Below are 21,747 nucleotides of genomic sequence, written 5' to 3'. Positions count from 1 at the left end.
ACAAATTGAAATAAGTGTATAAAAAGTGTTTTAGGCTTAATAAACATGAATAAAAGAAATATGATTATAGAGAAGAAAACAAATTTATATTTTAACAGAAATATATAATTTGGATAAAACTTTTCTATCAATAGATATGAAGTGTCAATAAAGAAAGTATTTACTATTAATATAAGCCATATTATTCCATATATTAAATTTTTGAATCTATGTAAGAGCTTACCTCTGTTAGCACCAACTGCACCACTTGTCGTCATATGTAGGTTTAGCCCCTCACTATCTGTTCTGAACAGAATGCTTGGCGGAAAAAAGGCTGTTGAATTGTTTAGATTAACAATTTCAACAGCCTTTCAATCTATTCTATGAACTTTACCCGCACTTACTATATCCGCAGGCCTGGCACTTAACGCACCCTTCCTCACGGACCAGAGCTTTGCTGTCACACACCGGGCAAACACTGGTTCCAGTCTGAACCGCGTCCCCCGAGTGGGCAATAAGGGTTTCTCCTGTTGACACGTCAGCATCGGTGCTTGCGCCCTGGATCTGGGCCACCTCAATCTTCTGGGTGGGCTTATTAAAGGTCTCCAGGGCCACGGCCACCAGATCGGCCTTGGACCCGACCAGTCTGCCGTTGTAACTGCCATACAGCCCACCGTTGATGCCCCTCAGGGTCTTCACCAGTGCACTGGCAGGCACCCCGTATTGCAGGGCAATGGACACCACACGCCCGAGGGCTTCACTGTCAGCGTTGGCTTCATCTCCGGCCCGTCCGGAGGTCACAATCACTTCCACAGGTTTCCCCTGGGTGTGGTTGATGGTCACCAGGAAACTCCGGCGGTGCCCGGTGGAGGGATCGGTCAGTTTCACCATGTCGGTGATCCCTTCCAGACGGCTGGGGCGGTCAAACACAGGCTTGCCAGGAACGAAGGCAGGTGCTGCTGGAGCTGCGGGTTTCTCCTCAGCCTTGGGTTGCTCTGCAGCAACTTCGGTGCTCTCGGTTTCTTTCTTCTTGGTGGTCTTGCTCGTGCTAAGCACCTGGAACTGACGGGACCCATCGCGGTACACGGTGATCCCTTTGCATCCCGTCACAAAAGCCTCGTTGTAGGCATCCTGCACGTCCTGCACGGTGGCTTCGTTGGGCAGGTTGATGGTCTTCGAGAGGGAGTTGCCAGCGTAACCCTCGGCGTCAAAGGCCCTCTGAACGGTGCCCTGCATGCGCACGTGCTCCACGGGCTTGATGTCGTGGGCGCACACGAACACCTGACGGATCGCCTCGGGAATGAAGTCCAGGCCCTGCAGGCTTCCGTGGTTGTTGCTCACGGCGTCGGTGATGCGGTCCCAGTCCCACTTGCCGTTCTTCTCGAAGGCAGGTGCAGCGGGGTAGGTTTCCAGCAGTTCCACGAAGAGGGGGTGCAGCAGGGCCTTGTACTCGCTGCCGATCTTTCTCCAGATGAAGGGAGAGAACACAGGCTCGATCCCGGAGGACACACCCATCAGCATGCTGGTGGTTCCGGTGGGGGCCACGGTCAGCACGGCCACGTTGCGACGGGGAGCGTGGGGGATTCTGTCTTTGTGCTGGGGGTCCTGGCTGATGGCGTAGTACCCGCGCTCTGCCCCGAGGCGTTCACTCTCGGCAATGGACTCTTCGCGCAGAACGCTCATGATCTCGTAGATGGCGTCTCGTCCAGCCTGATTGTCGTAACGCAGGCCCATCTTGATCAGGGCGTCTGCAAGGCCCATGACACCCAGACCGAGGCGGCGCAGGGTCTGGCTTGCCACCCGGTTGTCTTCCAGGGCGAACACATTCACATCAAGCACGTCGTCGAGGAAACGCACGCACTTGCGCACGTCCTGACGGAATTCAGCAAAATCAAAACTGCTGTTTTTCACGTAGGCGGCGAGGTTGATGGCACCCAAATCGCAGGGCTCTCCAACCGTGAGGGGGATCTCTCCGCAAGGGTTGGTGCTCTTGATCTGGTAGCGCTCCCCGAGGTCTTTCAGTGCGCTGTATTCGTTGATGCGGTCCACGAAGATCAGGCCGGGTTCACCGGTGCTCCAGGCATGCTCGGCAATCTGGTCCCAGATCCACTGGGCAGGAATGCCACCGTCGTAGTAGGGCACCCCTTTGGCCCCGTCGATTTCACGCACGGGCAGGTCGGCGTAGGTGCCTTCGTATTTTTCGTGGATGGGCTGGATGTAGTACTTGCCGGGCACTTCCTGGGCAGCAATTTCCCAGAGGCCGTTTTGTTGCAGCACTTCCCAGAAGCGGTTGCTGACCAGAATGGAGATGTTGAAGGTGGAGATGTCCCCTTCTGCAGCTTCACGGTCCAGGTCCTTGGCGGTCAGGAAGTCCAGCACATCAGGGTGCTCGATGCTGATGGTTGCCATGCCTGCACCACGACGGGTCCCACCCTGACGCACAACGCGCAGCACTGGGGCGTAGCAGTAACGCAGGGTGTTGATGGGACCGGAGTTTTCTGCCCCCAGGTTGGCCCACTCCAGGAAGTTGTCGAACAGCTCAACCAGGAAGCTCACAGGACCGGAGGAGGTGCCACCAGATCCCTTGATGGGACTTCCCTCTGCACGCAGGGGGGTCAGGTCAATGCGGGGTTCGATGCCCACCTTGGCGGTTTCTGCAACGGCCCTGGCTGCATCCACGATACCGCCCATGTCGTCATTGACGGGAAGCACACCTTCAGGGAGGTTGCGCACCACAGCGACCCCGTTCTGGCGGGCCAGGGTCACGAGGTCCATGGGAATGTTCGCGCCGTAGATCACGCGGGTCCAGTTGCGGATCGCCATGGGTTGCTTGTCCCCATCAGGCTGGGTGGGGGGACGCATCATGCCTTCAATAAAGTCATGCACGTCTGCGTGTGCGGCGCTCATGTAGGCCCAGCCCCGCACCCCCTGATCCGAACGGGTGTTCACGCCTCTGGGGGTGTACACGTCCAGGTTCACCCCGTTGCCTCCACCAACTTTGGTGACCAGGGCCAGTTTTTTGGCCACTTCCATCACGCCTTCAAAGCTGGAGGGGTCATGGTCGGTGGCCCCCTGCACGAAGCAGTTCAGCACGTTGCCGTGCTGGGTGCCTGCTCCGGCGAGCACCCGGCCACCAGGGCAGAATTTCTTCTCGGCCATCAGGTCAAAATACACTTGAGTCCACTTCTCGCGGGCTTCGACGGGCTCGGCACTGGCCACCCATTTGGCAATGCGCTCGAACATGCCTGCAATGCTGCCGTCTCCTGCTTGCATGTACTGGCGTTTTGCGATGTGCTGGGCGTTGTCGTCGAACTGGCTGAGGGTGCGGTTCTCAAGCTGGGTCATGAAGGCTCCTTGAAGCGTGACTTTGTTCTGTTGTATGCAAAGTCTGAATTTTTGACAAAGCAAAAACCCTCTGGACACCGGGGGTTGGGGTCCGTTGGGTTTCCCTTGAATGAGGTTACTTTAATACTAAATACGGTACTATGCAAGACTTGACAGACCATATGTGTTGTCTTATGGGGTTCAAATTGGTGTAAGTGTAACGGGGTAAAAACAGGGTTCTGGTGCGGAAAAATGCGCAGATTATTAAGTTTGTAGCATAATGTCACATGCAGGTCATCCCATCAGAAAGACCCCAGACGGCTAGATATGGTACACCCATCTGGCTTCAGGGTCCAATCCAGATGTCATGGTTCGCGTGATTGACCCCAAACTGCTCATTCTGGTTTTATCCGGTGCGATTTGGACCGGGTGTAAGCCGCGACCAGATCCCGTATGATGGGCCCATCGAATCCGTGAATGTGCACAGTGGAAGCCCTCCCAGAAGGTCACGCTGCCCTTCACGTTTTCCGGGACCAGAGGAGGAACATGCGTCTACTTCGCGCCATTGGCTGGATTGTCCTGCTGCTGCTGATCATCGTTGCGGCAGCGATTGGCTATCTCTATTACCAGACCTACACCCCCAAATCCGGCGACCTGAAACTGCAGGGCTTAAGCGGAGAGGTGAAAATCAGCTGGGACAGTTACGGCGTCCCGCACATCAAAGCCAGCAGCAGCGACCTGGATGCGATTTTTGCTTTGGGTTACGTGCACGCCCAGGACCGCATCTGGCAGATGGATTTCCAGCGTCGGGTTGCCTCAGGGCGCCTCTCAGAGGTTATTGGCGAAGACCTGCTCGACACCGACAAATTCCTCAGAACCTGGGGCTTTTACAAGGCCACAAAAGAGGCCTACCCTGCCTTATCTGACCGCTCCAAACAGATCATTGAGGCGTACACCGGAGGGGTCAACGCCTACCTCGCCACCAAAAAACTTCCTCTGGAATTCACCCTGCTCGGGTACAAACCTGAGCTCTGGACCCCGGTGGACACCCTCGCCTGGGCCAAGATGATGGCCTTTGACCTCGGGGGCAACTGGGAATCTGAGATTCTGGCCTCCCGCATCAGAGCAAAAGTGGGAGAGGAAGGCCTCAAGCAGTTCTATGCCCCCATCCCGGACTCCGACCCCACCATCCTGAACAGAGAAGAACTCCAGAAAGAGCGAATTTATCAGGAGCCTGCTGTCACAGAAGAGCCTGTGACCCTGCTTCCTGAAACCCTGGGCAAACTAACAAACCTCTTGAAGATTCAGGAAGCCCTGGGCATGCAGAAGGTTCCAGACAAGGGCTCCAACAACTGGGTGGTCGCTGGAAGCAGAACGGTCTCCGGCAAACCCCTCCTTGCAGATGATCCCCACCTGAGCCTCAGTGCCCCTGCCCTCTGGTACATGGCCGAGATTCAGGGGCCCACCCTGCATGCCATCGGGGGCACCATCCCCGGGCTGCCTGCCGTGGTGATCGGGCGCAATGACCGCATCTCCTGGGCTGTGACCAACACTGCGCCAGACGTGCAGGACCTGTTTCTGGAACCAGCAGATGCACAACTCACCGAGCGCACCGAGGTCATCAAGATCAAAGGCAAACCCGACATCACCATCAAGGTCCGGGAAAGCAAACACGGCCCGATCATCAGCGACATCGACGATGATGCAAAAGAGGTGGGCAAGGACCAGATCGTGGCCCTGAAATGGACGGCTCTGGAACCTGGCGACACCACCATGGATGCTTTCATTGGTCTGAATTACGCCCAGAACTGGGACGATTTCACCAGCGCCCTGAAGCTCTACGTGACCCCCACCCAGAACTTCCTCTATGCAGATGTGGATGGCAACATCGGATACTACGCCCCCGGGAAGATCCCGATCCGGGATGGCTGGGATGGCAGCGAACCTGTCTCTGGCGACAAAGACTGGAAGGGCTACATCCCCTTCGAGGAACTCCCCCACGTCTACAACCCTGAGAAAGGCTACATTGCCACGGCCAACGAGCGCCCTGTTGCAGACGGTTACCTGTACCCCCTCGGCACCGATGACCTCTTTGCCACCCGTTACCGCAAGGCCCGCATCGAACAGCTGATTCAGGAAACCCCGAAACACACCATCGAGTCCTTCAAGCAGATCCAGAACGACTCCTACAGCCTGCTCTGGGACGACCTGAAGCCATACCTCCTGAAGACCGAGCCAAAAAGCGATGCAGCGAAAAAAGCCCTGGAGACCCTGAGCCAGTGGGATGGCTTCCAGAAGCAGGACAGCGTGGGCTCCACCATCTACGCGGCATGGTACAAGCAGCTCACCTACATGGTGCAAGATGAACTTGATTTCGTGGTGGAACGCAAACACCCCTACTTTGTGCTGGGCCAGTTGCAGAATGAAGGCATGTACTGCAAAGGTCCACAAAGCCAGAACTGTGCAGAGTACCTGTCCTTCAGCCTGGAGAACGCCCTCAAGGACCTCTCCTCACGCCTGGGAGAGAACCAGGGGGGATGGCAGTGGGGCAAACTCCACAAGGCCAGAAGTGCCCACGTCTTCAAAGACAACAAACAGGTCGGCTGGATCTTCAACCGGGAAACCTCCACCGATGGCGGGTTCTACACGGTGAATGTCGGCACCTACGATCAGGAAACGTTCAAGCAGACCCACGGCCCGAGTTACCGCCAGATCGTGGACCTCTCCAACATGGACAGCAGCCAGTTCGTCTTCTCACTGGGTCAGAGCGGCAACGTCTTCAGTGCCCATTACGCCGACCTCTCCCCCCTCTGGCGGGCTGGAGAGTATGTCCCCATGAAGACCTTTGAGGGTGGACAGGTGCTGACGCTGCATCCCTGAGGTGTTTCACGTGAACCCCCCTCCGGAGACGCTGGAGGGGGGTTTTTTTGGGGTGGCCTAAACCTACAACCCCGCCACCAGTTCCCCTGCACTTTGCGGTCTGGAGAACAGGAATCCCTGCACAGCGGTCACCCCGAGGGTGGAAAGGAATTCCCACTGGTATTCGTTTTCCACACCCTTGGCAATCACGTCGAGGCCCAGGGCCTGGGCCATGCGGATCACGGCAGAGAGCAGAATTTCATCGCGGCTGCCCTGCGCTTCGGGGTGCAGGTCCTGGATCAGGTTGCGGTCGATTTTGACCCCCTGGACGTGGTGGTTCTTGAGGGCCGTGAAGCTGGTGAAGCCCTCGCCAAAATCGTCGAGCACCACCCGCACCCCGAGTTCCTGCAGGGCTCCGAGGCGGCTCTGGGAGCGTTCGAGCTGTCGGGCGAGGAGTTCTTCTTTGATTTCGAGTTCCAGCAGTTCGGGCTTCAGTCCGCTGCTCTCCAGGGCCTGTTTCACAGTGCTGGCAAAGTCAGGGTGCGAGAACTGTCTGGAGGAGAGGTTCACACTGAGGACCAGGCCTGGCCATTTTGCGGCCTCCTGGCAGGCTTTGTTCAGCACCCATGCCCCAATGGGAACACTGAGCCCGGTGCTCTCTGCGATGGGCAGGAATTCCAGTGGGGAGATGTTCCCGAAGAGGGGGTGGTGCCACCTCAGCAGGGCCTCTGCCCCTCTGGGTTTGCCGTGCATGTCCGTGAAGGGCTGGTACACGATGTCGAGCTCTTCATTCTTGAGGGCCTGGTGGAGGGCACTTTCCAGGGTGATGGGGGCCATGCGGTCCGAGGACTGCAGGCCGTGAAGTTCAAACCCACTCCCTCTGGTTTTGGCCTCATACATGGCCTTGTCGGCTTTCTCGAAGAGGTCCTGGTAGGTCAGGGCGTCTTCAGGGAACACCGCAAACCCGATGCTCGGGCCAACGTGCAGGTGGTGCTGGTACAGGTGGAACATCGGCTCGAAAGCCTGCATGATGCGTCTGGCCACGGCCATCACTGCCTCGGTGTCGGTGATGGAGCGGATCAGGAACACAAATTCATCTCCGCCAGTGCGGGCCACGGTGTCCTCTGCCCTCAAAATTGGCTCCAGGCGTCGGGCCACCTCGATCAGCAGTTCATCCCCAACGTGGTGTCCGAGGGTGTCGTTGATCTTCTTGAATTTGTTGAGGTCCAGCACCCCCAGGGCAAGCCTTGTTCCGGTTCGGGAAGCATGTTCTAAAGCCACCCGGAAACGGTCCGCCAGCAGCAGGCGGTTCGGGAGTCCGGTGAGGGCGTCATAAAGGGCTTTGCGTTCCAGCTCTTTCATGCGCTCGTAGGATTCCCGCTCCATCTTCTCTTTGGTGAGGCGTTCGGTCTCGTAACGGTGGCGTTGCTGCTCAAGTTCGTTTCTGGCCCGTTCCAGTTCGTGCTGGGTGGCAAGTTGCTTTGTGCGCTGTTCGGCCTCGGCTTTCAGGACCTGGGATTCCAGATCGTGGGCTTCCCGGGCAGTAGAGAGGGCTTTGGTGATTTGGCCTTCCGCCTCGTACACCTGGGAGGTGAGTTTCAGCACCCGGGAGAGGGCACGGTGGCGGTTGCTGCTGCGGGTCAGTTCCTCGGCTTCAAAGAGCACGTCCTGCGCGAGGGTCAGGTGCTCTTCTTGCAGGTGGGTCTCGGCCTCACTGATCAGCACTTCAATCAGGATGTCGAGGTCCTCACTGGCCCTTGCCAGATTGGTGGCATCATGAAAGGCCACCAGGGCAGCTTCCAGCATCCCACGCTGGCGGTACAGCACCCCGAGGTGCCTGAGGGCATCGGCGGCAATGAAGCTCTTTCTGGAGGTGATGTCCAGTGCTGAAGAAAGCAGCTTTTCGGCTTCATCGAGCCTGCCCCGCCGCAATTGAAACTCCCCGTAGTTGGTGCTGAGGATGGCCTCTCCCATGGGGTGTCCGGCGTTGCGCACGAAGGTCAGGGCTTTCTGGTAGTGCCGCTCTGCACTGTCCGGATCACCAAGATCGTCGTACACGCGGGCAAGATTGGTGGAGATGGTGGCCGACAGCACGTCTTCTGCACTGCCGTGCACGGTTTCGGCCTGCAACAGGAAATCCAGTGCAGTATTGAAACTTCCCAAATCGGTGTGAAGGGCTCCGATGTTGCACAGCAGTGCAGCCTCTCCCCTCAGGTCTCCCAGGGCACGGCGGATCTCCCGGGCTTCCTGCAGGTGGAAGAGGGCGGCGTTGCTGTCTCCCCGTTTGTGTTCCAGTTTGGCCATGCCGTTCAGGGCATCTGCCAGCGTCTCCTGGTCCCGGTACAGTCTGGCCCGCACCGCTGCCTGTTCGTACAGCAGGGCTGCGCGTTCATCGTCTTCATCGGTGAAAAGCCGCGCTTCCTCGAGGAGGCGTTTGGGGGTTCGCAGGCTGGAGGGGTTCTGGTCAGGCATGTGGACCCATTTCCTGGTGCACGGATGGATTGAGGGGATGAAAGGAGAAGGGGAAAAGGGAGAGCCCTCTCTTCTGATGATGACCTGTTCTCGATGCATTGTCACCCGGGAAGGCAAAAGCTTCCCGGGTGAATCACACGTTTTATTTCAGGGCCTGTTTCAGGAAGAGGCTCATGTCGATGATGCCGCCGTTGCTGGTGGACTGGGCCAGTGTGGTCAGTTTCCAGTTGTTCGCATTTTCACCGAGGGCGAGGGCCAGAGCGCCGGTCACCAGCGGTGCACTGAAGCTGCTGCCTGTGCCGTACACCACGCGCTGTCCAGGGTAGGCAGTGAAGAGGTTCACGCCGGGAGCGAGCACCTCGTTGCCCTTGTTGTTCCAGCTGACGCTGCTGCCATCGCCGTTCACGCTGCCCACACTGAGGCCTGAGAGGTCAAGCAGGGGATCATTTCCGAGTTGCAGGGCTGGAACGAGGGGCTGGTTGCCTCCGCTGTTCCCACCCGAAGCAACAATCAGGACTTTCTTGCTGGCCGCATACAGCATGGCGGTGTACACGCTGGAGGTGAGGGTGTCGGTGCTGACGCTCATGTTGATGATGTCGGCCCCGCCGTTCACAGCGTCATAGATGGCCTTGGCCACATCTCTGGAGCGACCGGAACCATCGGAGGTGATCACCCGGAAGGCGGTGATGGTGGCTTTTGGAGCAACCTGACGGATCAGGCCAGCCACGGCTGTACCGTGTCCATAGGCCACATCGGTGTCGGCACCTTCTTCGCTGGCGTTGCTGTCATTGCCGAGGTAATCCCATCCAGACTTCACGGCTCCTGTGAGCATGGGGTGGTTGAGGTCCACACCTGTGTCAATCAGGGCAATGTTGACCCCTGCTCCGAGGTTGGGGGCAAGCAGCTGTGCCTTGTCCAGGTTGATCAGTTTGAAGGGCTTGCTGTTGTCCGGTGCGGGCAGGAAGACCCCTTCGGCCCACCATCTGACGGCACTGGCCCACCACCTGACGGCATCGGTCCAGTATTCGAGTCCGCTGTTGGTGCCACTGACCCACCATTTGACCCCACTGGTCCACCAGCGCACGGCAGTGGTCTGGTAGTTGCTCCTGTCCGAGAGGGTCATGTCGAAGACATCGGCACTCCCGAGCTGGCTGATCTCGGGATTCTGCACCTCTGCGGTGGCTTCCGGGGCCTTTGGGGTCTGACTGCAGGAGGCCAGGCTGAGCAGGACGGTTGTGATAAGGATCAGGCGTTTCAGAACAGAAGTGTGTGACATGGTCACTCCCTCCTTTACTCCCACAATCGAGAGACACCACCTGCATGTGCAGATGGACGTAGACCACGGTGATGCTTGCATCACGTGGAGACCAATAGCCGGTCGCACCACTGACTCCACCTTTCCCAGGTGCCCGAATACAGGAAAGGCTTCAACGTCTCTATCAGCCAGAGGGGTTGGCTCTGTACTGATTGATTCCAGTATGACAAAAAAAGCGCTTCAGCGTCAATCCACACGCCAAAAACGCCTCTTTACAAATGCCAGAAATTCCCTCTAATACGGGAAATTCCTGATGTTTAACACTTTCCGTACATCTGGGTCAAATTCCCTCAGCCAGACTTCAGAAACCTGTACAGTCAGGTTCAGACCACCCGGGTGCTTTTCTGTTCAAAAGCCATGTAGGAGCGGGTGTCGAGCAGTTCCCGCAGCACCTGAACCGTCTGTTGCAGCTCCTCTTCGGTGTTGTACAGGGCCACCGGAGCCATGCGCAGGATGTCCGGGGCCCGGAAGTCCGGCACAATTCCTTTTTCCCTGAGGGCCAGACTGAGCAGTCTCGCCTGGGGATGCTGCACACTGACATGGCCTCCCCTGCGGTGCACCTCTCTGGGGGTCACCACCCGGAGTTCAGGGGTGTGTTCATCCAGAAGCTTCATGAAATGCGTGGTGAGTTCCAGGGAACGTGCCCGGATCTCTTCAATGCCCACCTTCCTGAACGCTTCAAGTGCCCCTTCAAGTCCGGCCAGGGCCAGAATGCTCGGGGTGCTGATCTGGTACGCACCTGCTCCATGCTCGGGTGTGAAGTAAGAGCGCATCTCGAAGGTGCTGGCTTTCTGGTGGCCCCACCATCCCCTCAGGCCAGGGAGGCGGTCAAAGTGCTTCTCATGCACAAAAAGGCCACCGGGTGCACCCGGACCCGCATTCAGGTATTTGTAGCTGCACCACACCGCAAAATCCACGCCCCAGGCGTGCAGGTGGTGGGGCACAGAACCTGCAGAGTGGGCCGCATCCACCCCCAGCACAATGTTCTTCTGCTGGGCCAGCAAAGCGTACTTTTGGATGTCCAGCAACTGCCCACTGGCATAAAGCACCGTTGGGAGCAAGACCAGGGCCACATCCTCCTGGAATGCAGCAGCAATGTCTTCATCATTCAGGGTGTAACCGTCTCGCGAAGGAATCAGGCGCAACTCGGCGTCATGGCGCTCTGCCCAGGACTGCAGGGCATACAGGTCACTGGGGAAATCCAGTGCAGTGGCCACCAGATGCTTCTTCTGGGCTGTGGGCTGGTAAAAGGTGGCAAGCAGGGCATGCAGGTTCATGGTGATGCTGCCTGTGGCAATCACCTCTTCAGGCCGTGCTCCCATCAGGTCTGCCAGGGTGGGACTGAGGGTTTCGGCAAGGCCAAACCAGCTTTCCCAGCCGTTCACGGCCTGCTCCTGCCATTCCTGCAATCTGCGGCCAATCGCCTGCACGCTGGCATGGGAGGTGAGGCCCAGCGAATTGCCGTCCAGATAGATCCCCTCGGGGTAAATGAAGTCCTGTCTAAGCATTTGACGGTATTCTAACCTGCCCGCTGTGCAGCCCAGCAAGCCGCGTCCAGCGAAGGTGGACAGCTGTGTTTCTGACAGAGGCTTTCTGAAAAGCCTGAAAAACAGCACCTTCATGAAATTGAATCGTGCACAATCTGACGAATCGGTTCGAAAGGGTGTGCCAGCATGGGGCTCTCATGGTTCACCCCCCCTTCCTGAAAGACATCCTCAAAATCGCCATCCCCGTCAGTCTGGAATCGGTGGGACAGCTCATGCTCGGTTTCATTGACCAGGTGATGGTCGCCACCCTCGGGGCCATTGCTGTGGCCGCCGTGGGCCTTGCCAACAGCATCACTTTTGTGTTCATCATGGCCCTTGCCGGGCTTGCCAATGCCAGTGCTGTCCTCTCTGCAAGGGCGTTCGGGGCAGGGAACCACAACCTGCTCTCACAACTGGTCAATGTGGGGTTGCTGCTTGGACTCCTTTTTTCTGGCATCGTGATGGTTCCGCTGTGGACCTTCTCCACCGAAATCCTGCAACTCGGCAGCAACGACCCTGAACTCACCCGCACGGCAGACGGTTTCCTGAAAATCATGCTGCTGGCCCTTCCCCTGATGGTCACTGGAGCGGTGTGTACTGGCGTTCTGAGATCGCTCAGCAAGGCCAAAGTGCCTCTGCATGCAACCCTTTTCAGCATGGTCATCAACACTGTGCTGGCCTACCTGTTTGTCTTCACCCTGCAGTGGGGGGTGCAGGGGGCAGCCTGGGCCACTTTCGCAGCACAGCTCTTCAAAGCCGTGTACCTGCTCATTCAGCTGTACCGTCACCCTTCCGTGCACTGGATTTCCATCACCCCTGCCCGCATCCAGGAAACCGCAAAAGACCTGCTGCCCCTCAGCGTTCCCATGATGGCCACAGCCACCCTGTGGGCGTTCAGCCTGTTTCTGTACAACGTGCTGCTCGGCAAGATGGGCACCCACGCCATTGCGGCCTACCAGATCATCCGCTCCGTGGAGGGTCTGTTTGTGGTATGGTCCGCAGGACTCGCTGCCGCAGCCACCACCCTCGTCGGGCAGGCCCTCGGGCAGAACAACATTCCACTGGCCCAGAACCGGGTGCTGTCCATCCAGAAAACCGGGCTCCTCACCGGAGCCATCACGGGCGTGCTGTTCTTCGGGGCTTCCTATCTGCTGCCCATCTTCTATCCGAAGGTCGGAGAGACCGTGCTGCACCTGGCCTTCATTGGCATGATCATGAATTCCTTCTTTCAGGCCGTGAAAGTGCAGAACATGATCCATGGCAGTGCCGTTCTGCCCAGCACCGGAGACCCCCGAGGGGTTCTTGTGGGCGATGTGGTCTCGGCCTATCTGGTGGGCCTGCCCCTTGCAGCGGTCTTGGGTCTGTGGATGGGCTGGGGCCTGCCTGGCGTGCTGGGGGCGCACCTCTTCAGCGAACTGATCAAACTGGCCATCTTTTATGGCCGCTACCGCAGGGTCAACTGGAAGGTGCTGGAGGCCGCCTGAGTGTCCAGATCTGCTTTAAGACCCGTAAGGTCTGAAGCGATCAGCCTTCAGCAGGCAGCAAAAGGATCACCTGATGCCTCACTCGAGTGAAGCGTGAGATCAGAGCAGGACATTGAAGCGAGGGTTCAACCATTTCTGCTGAGGTCAGTAAAAAGTCGACAGACAAAGAACTGAACCCCAGCCGGTTCAGTGGTGGTCTTTTGCTGCCTGGTGTTCGTCTTGACCCTGCAGAAAAACCACGTCATCTGACCGCTCCACACCCTCAACAAAAACTGGCTTTGTGGTTCCCCGCTTTTGCAGAACAGGCCAGAGCATGAAACCCTGACCTGAAACAGCAGTGACTCTTTACTGAGGGTCGAGGAGAAAAGCCTGCAACACCCTCACATGTTGCTCCAGTTCTTCCAGCAGGATGTGCTCATGCACGGTGTGGGCCAGTCTGGGATTGCCCGGGCCAAAACCCACTGTGGGAATGCCCTGGGCATGGGTGTAACGCCCATCGGTGGCAAAATTCCAGATGCCAAATGCCTCGTGCACCTCCCGCACATGGCGGTACAGTTTTTGCACCAGCGGATGGTCCGGTTCGATGTGGAAGCCCGGTGTGTTCTTGAGGGTCCAGAGCTCACTGACCTCGTAATCCACCCTGAGGCCCGAAGTCAGCCTTTTGAGGATCTGGCGCATTTCTTCTGGTGTGCTGGTGCTGCGCCAGTCGAGCACCAGACTGACCGTGTTGGAGGTGACGTTCTCCGAACCACTGTCACAGGTCACCTGGGTGGGGGCCAGGGTGTGCTCTCCAACAATGGGATGCACAGGAAGGTCATACTGCCTCAGGCGGCCCAGGAACTCCCCGAGCTCAAACATGGGGTTCTGGTCGTGCAATCCAAAAGAAGCATGGTGCGCCGCGCCCCTGAACACCAGAGTGACATGGGACACCCCTCGGTGCCCGAGCATCACCTGATTGCTGCTGGGCTCTCCCACCACTGCTCCGGTGATGTTGAGGATTTCCCCATCTGGAAGTTTGAAAGGCATCCGGGCAATGAATTCTGCAATGCCCTTGCCCCCAGTCTCTTCCTCCACAAAAGCAGCAAGAACCACATCCTGCACAGGGCGCTCTCCCCGCTGAATCAGACCTGCCAGGGCATAGAGCTGTGCACTGAGGGGGCCTTTGATGTCCACGGTGCCCCGACCATGCAGAACGTTCTTTTCCAGCACAGCATCATATGGAGGATGCTCCCAGAGGGTGGTGTCCCCTTCATGCACATGGTCCAGGTGGGAAATCAAAAGCAGGGCCTCTCCCCGCTTCTGGCCCCGCACCACCCCGATGGCGTTGCCGCTTTCATCGAGGTAAGCATGGTCAAACCCCAGGGTCTGCATCTCCTGCACCACCCGCTGACCAATGGCCTGCTCGGACCCGGTATAAGAACGGATGGTCAGCAGTTCACGCAGGAAGGACAGGCCTTCAAACACGTTCCACCTTGCGGCGGTACACTTCCAGATCGGTGCGCAACCTTTCCGGGGTCAGCAGGTCCTTCCAGACCGTCAGCAGCTCTTTTGGCAGTTTGTACGAGAGGGCCACATGCACCCGGGTGTTCTCGGCGTCGATCTTCTCGAAGGTCAGGCTTCCGGCGTTGTCCAGCATGCTGCCCGGTTTGGAACGCCAGCCAAACCGCTCCTGGTGGTCATCGAACACCATCTCAATGTCCCAGTCGGCGAGCATGCCCAGCGGCACCTGCCCTTTGAAGCGGATGTTCTCCCCCTGAAATTCCACCTTCTCAAGGTGAGAGAACACCTGCGGCAGGTTGGGAAAGTTCCTGAGCTGCATGTACACCTCGGACAGAGGACGGTGAACCACCACGCTGTCTTCCAGATAAATGTCGCCGCTGGAGGTCAGGGAAGCAGGGGCCTCCTGTTCTTTCAGTCCAGCGTAAATCAGTGCGCCCCCCAGACCCGTCAGGGCGATTCTGGTCTTTCCTTTCTGTTGCAGGCCAACCACAGCCAGAAGTGCGCCACCGGCCAGTTTCAATATGCGACTCGTATTCATGCCTTTATTGTAATCAGAAGCCCGGGTTCCGGAAGGGTGACGGCACACAGGAAATGGGGTGCCCTGAACTGTAAGCTGCAAGGGATTCCACAGGAAGACCTGCAACTTTTTCCAGGAACAGACGTATTCCTAAGGCAAGATGACTCTGGCTTTTCTGGTTTTTCTGCTGATCTGGCTTGTGGGGGTGGTGGGAACCTTCATTCCGGTGGTTCCGGCAACCTTACTCATCTTTGTGGGTTCGGTGATTGCCACCTTCATTGATGGATTTCAATTCTCGGATTTCTGGTTCCTGCTGGGGCTTGGCATCATCAGCATTGCCATTGGTCTTGTGGACAACCTCACCTCCATCTGGGGCACCCGCAAGTATGGGGGCAGCAAACGTGCCGCCTGGGGTGCCTTCTGGGGAAGCATTGTGGGACTGGCCCTCCCCATGGGTCTGATCGTTGGCCCTCTGGGTGGCGCTTTCCTGGTGGAGATGTACATGGAGAAAAAACCCGTGGACCAGGCGTTGCGCAGTGCATGGGGAACTTTTGTGGGCCTCCTGACCGGCATTGCGGCCAAACTGGTCTTGCACATTCTGGTGGGCATCTACGAACTCAACCGTCTGTGGGACCCTTCTCGCGCCCTTTTCTAAAGGTCTTAAACCCCTTCAAACCTCTGTGAAAATCAGAGGTTTTTCTGTTTTCAGGCTCTGTATGAAATCACACAACCCTTAATTTGATTGCAGCAGCATTTCAGAATGAAAACAGCTTCAAATCACTTCTTCATCCCAGAAAGAAAAAACCAGCCATCAGGATAAAACCAGCTTTTTCACTGGAACCAGGGGGCCACACACACATTCAGCCACCAGAATATGAAACAGGAACGGAGAAATGTTTTCTCCGCTGAAATGTCAATTGATCTTAAGGAGATCCCATGAACAAGTTCAGCAAAGCAGCCCTGATTGCCCTTTTCTGCATGACCTCCCCCCTGGTGGCCCACGCCCAGGTGGACACCCCAGATGTTGGCGACAGCACCAACATGGGCAACACCACCGATGATGCCACCAACTACGGCACCAACAACACCACAGGGACAGGCGCCTCTGGCACCACCGACATGGGGAACACCAGCGACGATTCGACGACTGGTTCTGGCACCGATGATGCCACCATGGGAACAGGGGCGGGCACTGGTGACACCAACACCACCACTGGCTCAGGCAACAACACCGCTGTGGCAGATGAGAGCTACGCCCGCGATGACAACAGTTTCCCCTGGGGCATCCTGGGCTTGCTGGGTCTGGCCGGACTGGCCGGACGCAGCCGCCACGATGACCGCCGGGACGCCCGCACCACTGCACGCCCCTGACCTTTGCACCCTTCCTCCAGCGCGAATGAAGTCAAGAAGCGGACCTGTTGAGGTCCGTTTCTTGGGGTTCAGAAAACCGTCACACCTCCTCTGGTAAGGTCAGAACATGCCCAGTTTGCTTTCTTTTCTGCGGAAACACCTGGTCTGGCAACCAGACCTCAGTAGCATTTGCATGGCAACCCTGGTGGCCTCCTTGACCTCAGTCGCCTGGGCTGCTTCTGTTTATCAGGTGGGCCAGAAGGTGCAGGTGGAGTGGCACGGGCAGTGGTTTGATGCCACCATTGTGGCCCTCGGAACAGGCACCCATCAGGGAAAATACAAGATCCATTACGAGGGATACGACCAGAGCTGGGACGAGTACGTTCTCCCAGACCGCATCACCGTGAAAGAGGCTGTGGACTACAGCAATCCTGCAGGTCGGTACGTGTGCATGGCTTATGAAGCCAGTTCACAGCAGTTGCAGACCCGCATGGAATTCACACTTCATGCCAATGGCACCTATCAGGAGTTGTGGGAGAAAAAGACAGGGAAATGGTCTCTCAAAGGAGAAACCTTTCAATTCACTGGTGTCCTCAACAACAAGGCCAGGGCCACCTACGTGAAGCAGCGCAAGGGCATGGTTGTTTTTGACTGGGGCAAAGGGGCCAAGCTGGATTGCTACAAGCAGTCCTGACACAGCCTTCATCTGGAGGGTCTGGCACCTCCGGGGACCAAAACAAAAAATTCGGCTTTTCGCCGATTGATAAGAACAGTATATCCTGATATGCAATATTCGTCAAGTTTATGCTGCCTGGCAGTGAAGATGCCTCAGATTCTGCTGTTCCAGCAAGAACTTTCCAGCACAAAACACACCACATCGCTGAGGGTCCCCTGGTACACCTCATGCAACGGGAGCCTGCCTGTCTCTTCAAAGCCCAGTTTGCGCATCAGGGCCAGAGAACGCAGGTTGGGAGCATGGACCTCTGCAAAAATGGCCTTCAGCTGCAGGTGGTCGAAACCATGCTGCAACATCAACTGACCTGCCTGAAATCCAATGCCCTGCCCCCACAGGGATCTGGCTCCAATGGCAATTCCAAAAACAGCTGTCTTTTCCTGCCAGTCAAAGCTGGAAAGCTCGACAAATCCAACCAGCTGGTCCTGAACGGCCACACCAGAGCGGAGCATCACATCGGGGGAGGTTTGCAGCAAAGCCATCCACCAGGTTCTGAGCTGCTGCCAGGAAAGACCAATCGACCAGCCATTGGCCCGACAGAACACCTCATCCTGGCTCCACAGGTAAATGGTGGCCAGATCACCCAGGGTCAGCGGACGCAGTTGCACCTCCCTCATCTGGAGAGGCCTTCCAGTTGCTCTGCCCAGTGGGCCCAGACACGCCTCACCTCAGCCCGGAAGTCCTCGTGCTGCATGCGTTCGGGTTCAAGCACCTCGATCCATTCGGTGAATTTCAGGATCATCTGGATTTGACTTGCTGTCATTTGAGGCTGCTGAATGCGGGCAAAATCCAGCAGATCGAACACCAGCCATCCCACATCTCCAAGGCCCTGCTGTGGATCTTCCTGCAAAGCATGCCAGAGGTACACGGCCAGATGGTAGGTGTAGCCTGCGGCATCCATGAAACAGAACACACTGGTGTACATGCGCAACCTGTCTCTGGGGTGTTCCCACCAGGGGCCCTGAAAATCCCGGAAACGGGCCAGCCTGCGTTCTTCAGCGGTTCCATAATCATCAATGACATCTGCTTCGCCCAGACCGGTTCCATCTCCCAGAACCACCCCTTCAAAAGCGTGGTGCATCTGAAGCCTGAGCTGGGCCTGCTGTTCAAAAAGGTCTGGGCTGTTCATGGAAGGATAAGTCCAGGGGATAAAACAAAAAATTCGGCTTTTCGCCGACTGATGTAAACAGTATAGCACGGTATGCAATATGCATCAAGCTTAATCTGCCCATCCTCCATCCCTCTTGATTGGCAGGCGTCTGACCACAGCCCACACCACCCAGGCCAGCAGGCTGCAGAGCACACTGGCCCTGCTGCGGAAGGGGATCAGGAGCCCTGCATTGAGCAAAAACAACCCCGCGCCCCAGACCCCAAACAAAAAATGCAAGGCAGTCCAGATGACGTTGATCAGGAATTTACCCAGAAAATCCACAATCCCTTCAAACAGGCTTCCCAGAAAATCATCCATGCTTCTGATACGAAACCCTGGCCTGTGAAGTTGCAGAGACAAAAGAGCACAAAGAAAGAATTGTGCAGGAGAACACCCGATACAATTCAGGTCACCATGACCATTCAAATTGTTGAAGGGGACCTGCTGGAGCAACCTGTGGAGGCCATCGTCAATGCCTGGAACCGCAACATCATCCCGTGGTGGCTTTTGTTGCCCCAGGGGGTTTCAGGAGCGATCAAACGCAGGGCAGGCCTGGAGCCCTTCCGGGAACTGGCCCGCGTGGGTCCGATTCCTCTGGGTCATGCTGTGCTGACAGGTGCAGGAAAGTTGCCCCACCGGGCGATCATTCATGTGGCAGGCATCAACATGCTGTGGCGCTCCAGCGAGTTCTCCGTGCGCAGCAGTGTCAGACATGCGCTGCAAATTGCCCAGCAAGAGGGGTTTCAATCTGTGGCTTTTCCCCTGATCGGGGCAGGCTCAGGAAGTGGGAAAGCCCAGACCATCGAACGCTGGATGCTGGAGGAATTTGACAGGGCAGGCTTTCCAGGGAAGATCGTGCTGGTGCGCTTTAAAGCTGTCAGGTGAGGGGCCATCTCTCCTGCGACAGTCCCAAAACAAAAAATTCGGCTTTTCGCCGATGGATAAGAACAGCATATCCCGATATGCAATATTCGTCAAGTTTAATCAGGCCATGCCCGGCAACCGCTGTACATTTCGGAAGTGGTCAGAAGGCCCTTGATCCCGCAAGCGGCTGGATATAGCCTGAAAGACAGCATGAAAATCACCTTCCTGAGACACGGGCGCTCCCGTGCAGACGATGAAAATGTCATTGAAGGACGTTATGACAGCCCTCTCACCGCAGCAGGCATCCAGCAAGCAGAGCTTCTCGCAGCCTACTGGCGTGAAAACAATCCCGGATTTGATCATGCAGAATGCTCCACCCTGTCGAGGGCAAGACAGACGGCAGAGATTGTTTGTGATGCCCTGGGGCTCATTCCCACACCCGTCGAGGAATGGATGGAATTTGACAACACCCCCATCGCTGGCATGACCCATGAAGCGGCCCAGCAGAAATATCCCATTCCTGCTTTCCGGCACCGCTACCAGAAATTCACCCCGGATGGAGGCGAAAGTGAAGACGCATTCCGCAGACGGGCGGCCACTGCTCTGGAACAGGTGTTCCAGTCAGGGGCAGAGAATGCCCTGGTGGTTGCACACGGAGGGGTCCTCAACATGGCCCTGCGTGCCCTGGTGGGATGCCCGGACCATGTGATCTTTCCTTTTGGAGACACGGCCTTCACCGTGGTGGAGGTTTCACGCAACAGTGAACGGGTGGTGCTGCGTGCGGTGGCCCAGCAACCCCATCTGGCTGCCCATCCTGAGCTGTTGAATTTTTGAGAGGACACCTCTCCATTGCGTCTTTCCATCCTGACACTGCAGAACAGGGGGCGCGCACTTCACCTGACTGCAAAAAGCCTGCATTTGACATGCAGGCTTCAAACCATTGGGGAGTGACTCTACAACTGTTTTCTCAAAAAGTCCATCAATTCCCGCACCAGGGGTCGGTCAAACCTGAAGGAGATCCCACAGCGTTCATAGGCTTCCGGGACCGAGAGGGTGTAGCCAGGGGCAAGGGCATCCAGGTACTGCTCGATGGTTCTCTGGGGATCTTGTTGATGGTTCCTCCAGAGCTGTATGGCCCCAAGTCCACTGATGGCATACTCGATGAAATAGAAAGGGATGCTGAACACATGGAAGATCTGCCAGAGGTTTCCCCTTTCTGCTTCGAATCCTGTCCAGGCAGGAACAGGCATGAATTCATCCATCAGTTCGCGGCATCTGTCTTCCAGCATCTCCGGGGTGACCTCTTCTGGAGCCTCCACATACAGCCAGTGCTGGAAAGCATCCATCACGCACTGCCAGGGGATGCCCTGCACCATGCTCCAGATGGCATTGCGTTTGACCCGCAGCATTTCTTCCGGGGTGTAGAAAGCAGACAGATGGTCCAGTGCCAGGTATTCCATGGCTGTGGAGGGCACCTCGGCAAATTCGATCCCTGACATGACATTCCAGGGGAAACGCTGGCCGTGCAGGCTGGCATACAGGTGGAAAGCATGGCCTGACTCATGCAGCGTCACCATGACATCGATCATGGTCCCCACAGCGCTCTGGAACATAAAAGGCCACCCACTTTGTGCAAGGCCCGTGCAGTAAGCCTGGGGCAGCTTGTTGGGTCGATTTCCCAGGTCCATGGCCCCGTTTTTCCGAAACAGGTGAAACATCTCCCCCAGTTTCGGGCTGACGGCAAAGAACACCTGCTCTGTTTTGGCTTCCAGTTCTTCTGCCGTCTGGAAAGGTTTCAGGGCAGGCAGGTGTCCAGGCTCAACAACGGTGTGCCAGTAAGCATCCCAGGGCCTGAGCACATCCAGACCGAGCTTCACCCGGTGCTGTTCCAGCATCTCCAGGGCAAAAGGGACCACTTCTGCTTTGACGGTCTGGTGAAACTCCAGGCAGGTCTCCGCGGTGTAGTCAAAACGGTGGTATCTGTCCCACATGTAAGCCCGGAAATCGGGGTATCCAGCGTTTTTTGCCATCTGGCGACGCAGTTTCAGCTGTTTGAGGAACAGGTCATTCAGTTGTGGAGCAACACTGCTCAGGGCCGCACGCACAGCCTTCCAGGCTTCTTCCCGAACGGTACGGTCTGGTGAAACCTGAAAGGGCTTCATCTGTGGAAGGCTCTTCTGCTCTCCCTGAAACTCGACTTTCAGACCACCACTGATCTGGGTGTACTCCTGCTCCAGACTGAAGAGTTCCGTCTGCAGAGGCACATTTTCCTCCCGGAATGTTCTGGCATCGGCCTGGAAGCGGCGCACCATCTGCACGGCATCTGCAGGCAGGTGGCTGTGGTCCAGCGAAAGCAGTTTCTGTTTCAGAGCAGCCGCCATCTTTTCCCACTCAGGCTGGACCTCTGTCACAAAAGCAGCCTGACGGTCCTGGGCCTCCTGATCTGAAGTGTCCAGGTGGGCACGGATCATCCGGACGGTCTGCACATGCTGCAACTGGTTTTCCAGCGCAGACCAGTCCAGCAGAAACTGGGTGATGTCCTCGGGCTGGACTTCCCGGTCCAGCAGCTCCTGAAAAGGTTTCTGATGGGTTTCCCATGAAATTTCAGTGTCTTCAAGCAGTGGATTGAGGGTCTGGAGCATGTCCCAATTTACCACGCTGCCGTTTTGGGCCT

17 protein-coding genes and 1 riboswitch are annotated in these 21,747 nt (G+C 57.0%); of the genes, 7 read left to right on the top strand and 10 right to left on the bottom strand.

Features of this window, described 5'->3' with window-relative positions; all coding sequences use genetic code 11:
- Positions 1–369: 369 nt before the first annotated feature.
- The gene (locus DC3_RS16440) at positions 370–3,324 is read right to left on the bottom strand and encodes an adenosylcobalamin-dependent ribonucleoside-diphosphate reductase (RefSeq protein WP_146886193.1); all 2,955 of its coding nucleotides are present in this window, start codon (positions 3,322–3,324) and stop codon (positions 370–372) included.
- 525 nt (positions 3,325–3,849) lie between these two features.
- On the opposite strand from DC3_RS16440, the gene DC3_RS16435 reads away from it, so the two are divergent.
- Positions 3,850–6,183: a penicillin acylase family protein gene (locus tag DC3_RS16435; protein WP_146886191.1), complete on the top strand. Its 2,334-nt coding sequence runs from the start codon at positions 3,850–3,852 to the stop codon at positions 6,181–6,183.
- A 63-nt stretch (positions 6,184–6,246) separates the two neighbouring features.
- On the opposite strand, the gene DC3_RS16430 is transcribed toward DC3_RS16435, so the two are convergent.
- From DC3_RS16430 to kynU, 3 genes are all read right to left on the bottom strand, one after another.
- Complete coding sequence (locus DC3_RS16430; protein WP_146886189.1) at positions 6,247–8,634, bottom strand: EAL domain-containing protein; 2,388 nt, start codon at positions 8,632–8,634, stop codon at positions 6,247–6,249.
- Positions 8,635–8,776: 142 nt separating this feature from the next.
- Positions 8,777–9,910: a S8 family peptidase gene (locus tag DC3_RS16425; protein WP_186816082.1), complete on the bottom strand. Its 1,134-nt coding sequence runs from the start codon at positions 9,908–9,910 to the stop codon at positions 8,777–8,779.
- Between the two features lie 87 nt (positions 9,911–9,997).
- A riboswitch (cyclic di-GMP riboswitch) is annotated at positions 9,998–10,081 on the bottom strand.
- A 191-nt stretch (positions 10,082–10,272) separates the two neighbouring features.
- Positions 10,273–11,457: a kynureninase gene (kynU, locus tag DC3_RS16420; protein ID WP_146886186.1), complete on the bottom strand. Its 1,185-nt coding sequence runs from the start codon at positions 11,455–11,457 to the stop codon at positions 10,273–10,275.
- 176 nt (positions 11,458–11,633) lie between these two features.
- Between kynU and DC3_RS16415 the strand changes: the two genes are divergently transcribed.
- Complete coding sequence (locus DC3_RS16415) at positions 11,634–12,959, top strand: MATE family efflux transporter (protein WP_146886184.1); 1,326 nt, start codon at positions 11,634–11,636, stop codon at positions 12,957–12,959.
- Positions 12,960–13,304: 345 nt separating this feature from the next.
- On the opposite strand, the gene DC3_RS16410 is transcribed toward DC3_RS16415, so the two are convergent.
- Together DC3_RS16410 and DC3_RS16405 are read right to left on the bottom strand one after the other, a co-directional pair.
- Positions 13,305–14,423 (bottom strand): M20 family metallopeptidase, encoded by a 1,119-nt coding sequence (locus DC3_RS16410; RefSeq protein WP_246130706.1) that lies wholly within the window; start codon positions 14,421–14,423, stop codon positions 13,305–13,307.
- Positions 14,416–14,997 (bottom strand): SRPBCC family protein, encoded by a 582-nt coding sequence (locus tag DC3_RS16405; RefSeq protein WP_146886182.1) that lies wholly within the window; start codon positions 14,995–14,997, stop codon positions 14,416–14,418. Before DC3_RS16405 ends, DC3_RS16410 begins: the two co-directional genes overlap by 8 nt.
- Positions 14,998–15,136: 139 nt before the next feature.
- Between DC3_RS16405 and DC3_RS16400 the strand changes: the two genes are divergently transcribed.
- From DC3_RS16400 to DC3_RS16390, 3 genes are all read left to right on the top strand, one after another.
- Complete coding sequence (locus tag DC3_RS16400; RefSeq protein WP_146886180.1) at positions 15,137–15,631, top strand: DUF456 domain-containing protein; 495 nt, start codon at positions 15,137–15,139, stop codon at positions 15,629–15,631.
- 281 nt (positions 15,632–15,912) lie between these two features.
- Positions 15,913–16,347: a hypothetical protein gene (locus DC3_RS16395; protein ID WP_146886178.1), complete on the top strand. Its 435-nt coding sequence runs from the start codon at positions 15,913–15,915 to the stop codon at positions 16,345–16,347.
- A gap of 193 nt (positions 16,348–16,540) precedes the next feature.
- A complete protein-coding gene (locus tag DC3_RS16390) occupies positions 16,541–17,020 on the top strand; it encodes a Tudor-knot domain-containing protein (RefSeq protein WP_186816081.1) in 480 nt (159 codons plus the stop codon).
- Positions 17,021–17,154: 134 nt separating this feature from the next.
- Here the strand turns inward: DC3_RS16390 and DC3_RS16385 are convergent, their stop codons facing one another.
- The 3 genes from DC3_RS16385 to DC3_RS16375 all read right to left on the bottom strand — a co-directional run bounded on the left by DC3_RS16385 (position 17,155) and on the right by DC3_RS16375 (position 18,527).
- Positions 17,155–17,667, bottom strand: a complete 513-nt coding sequence (locus DC3_RS16385) for a GNAT family N-acetyltransferase (RefSeq protein ID WP_186816080.1) — start codon at positions 17,665–17,667, stop codon at positions 17,155–17,157.
- A 5-nt stretch (positions 17,668–17,672) separates the two neighbouring features.
- The gene (locus DC3_RS16380) at positions 17,673–18,188 is read right to left on the bottom strand and encodes a DUF6714 family protein (RefSeq protein ID WP_146886173.1); all 516 of its coding nucleotides are present in this window, start codon (positions 18,186–18,188) and stop codon (positions 17,673–17,675) included.
- A gap of 90 nt (positions 18,189–18,278) precedes the next feature.
- Positions 18,279–18,527, bottom strand: a complete 249-nt coding sequence (locus DC3_RS16375; RefSeq protein WP_146886171.1) for a hypothetical protein — start codon at positions 18,525–18,527, stop codon at positions 18,279–18,281.
- Between the two features lie 96 nt (positions 18,528–18,623).
- On the opposite strand from DC3_RS16375, the gene DC3_RS16370 reads away from it, so the two are divergent.
- Positions 18,624–19,094 carry a macro domain-containing protein gene (locus tag DC3_RS16370; protein WP_146886169.1) on the top strand — a complete coding sequence of 157 codons (471 nt, stop codon included), beginning with the start codon at positions 18,624–18,626 and terminating at the stop codon, positions 19,092–19,094.
- A gap of 189 nt (positions 19,095–19,283) precedes the next feature.
- Positions 19,284–19,907 (top strand): histidine phosphatase family protein, encoded by a 624-nt coding sequence (locus DC3_RS16365; RefSeq protein ID WP_146886167.1) that lies wholly within the window; start codon positions 19,284–19,286, stop codon positions 19,905–19,907.
- 119 nt (positions 19,908–20,026) lie between these two features.
- On the opposite strand, the gene DC3_RS16360 is transcribed toward DC3_RS16365, so the two are convergent.
- Positions 20,027–21,715, bottom strand: coding sequence for a M3 family oligoendopeptidase (locus DC3_RS16360; protein WP_146886165.1), 1,689 nt, complete (start codon positions 21,713–21,715; stop codon positions 20,027–20,029).
- Positions 21,716–21,747: the final 32 nt, after the last annotated feature.

The organism is Deinococcus cellulosilyticus NBRC 106333 = KACC 11606 (assembly GCF_007990775.1).
GTDB lineage: Bacteria > Deinococcota > Deinococci > Deinococcales > Deinococcaceae > Deinococcus_C > Deinococcus_C cellulosilyticus.
Note: the sequence above shows the minus strand (reverse complement) of the source record. Positions and strands in the feature narration are given on the sequence as shown.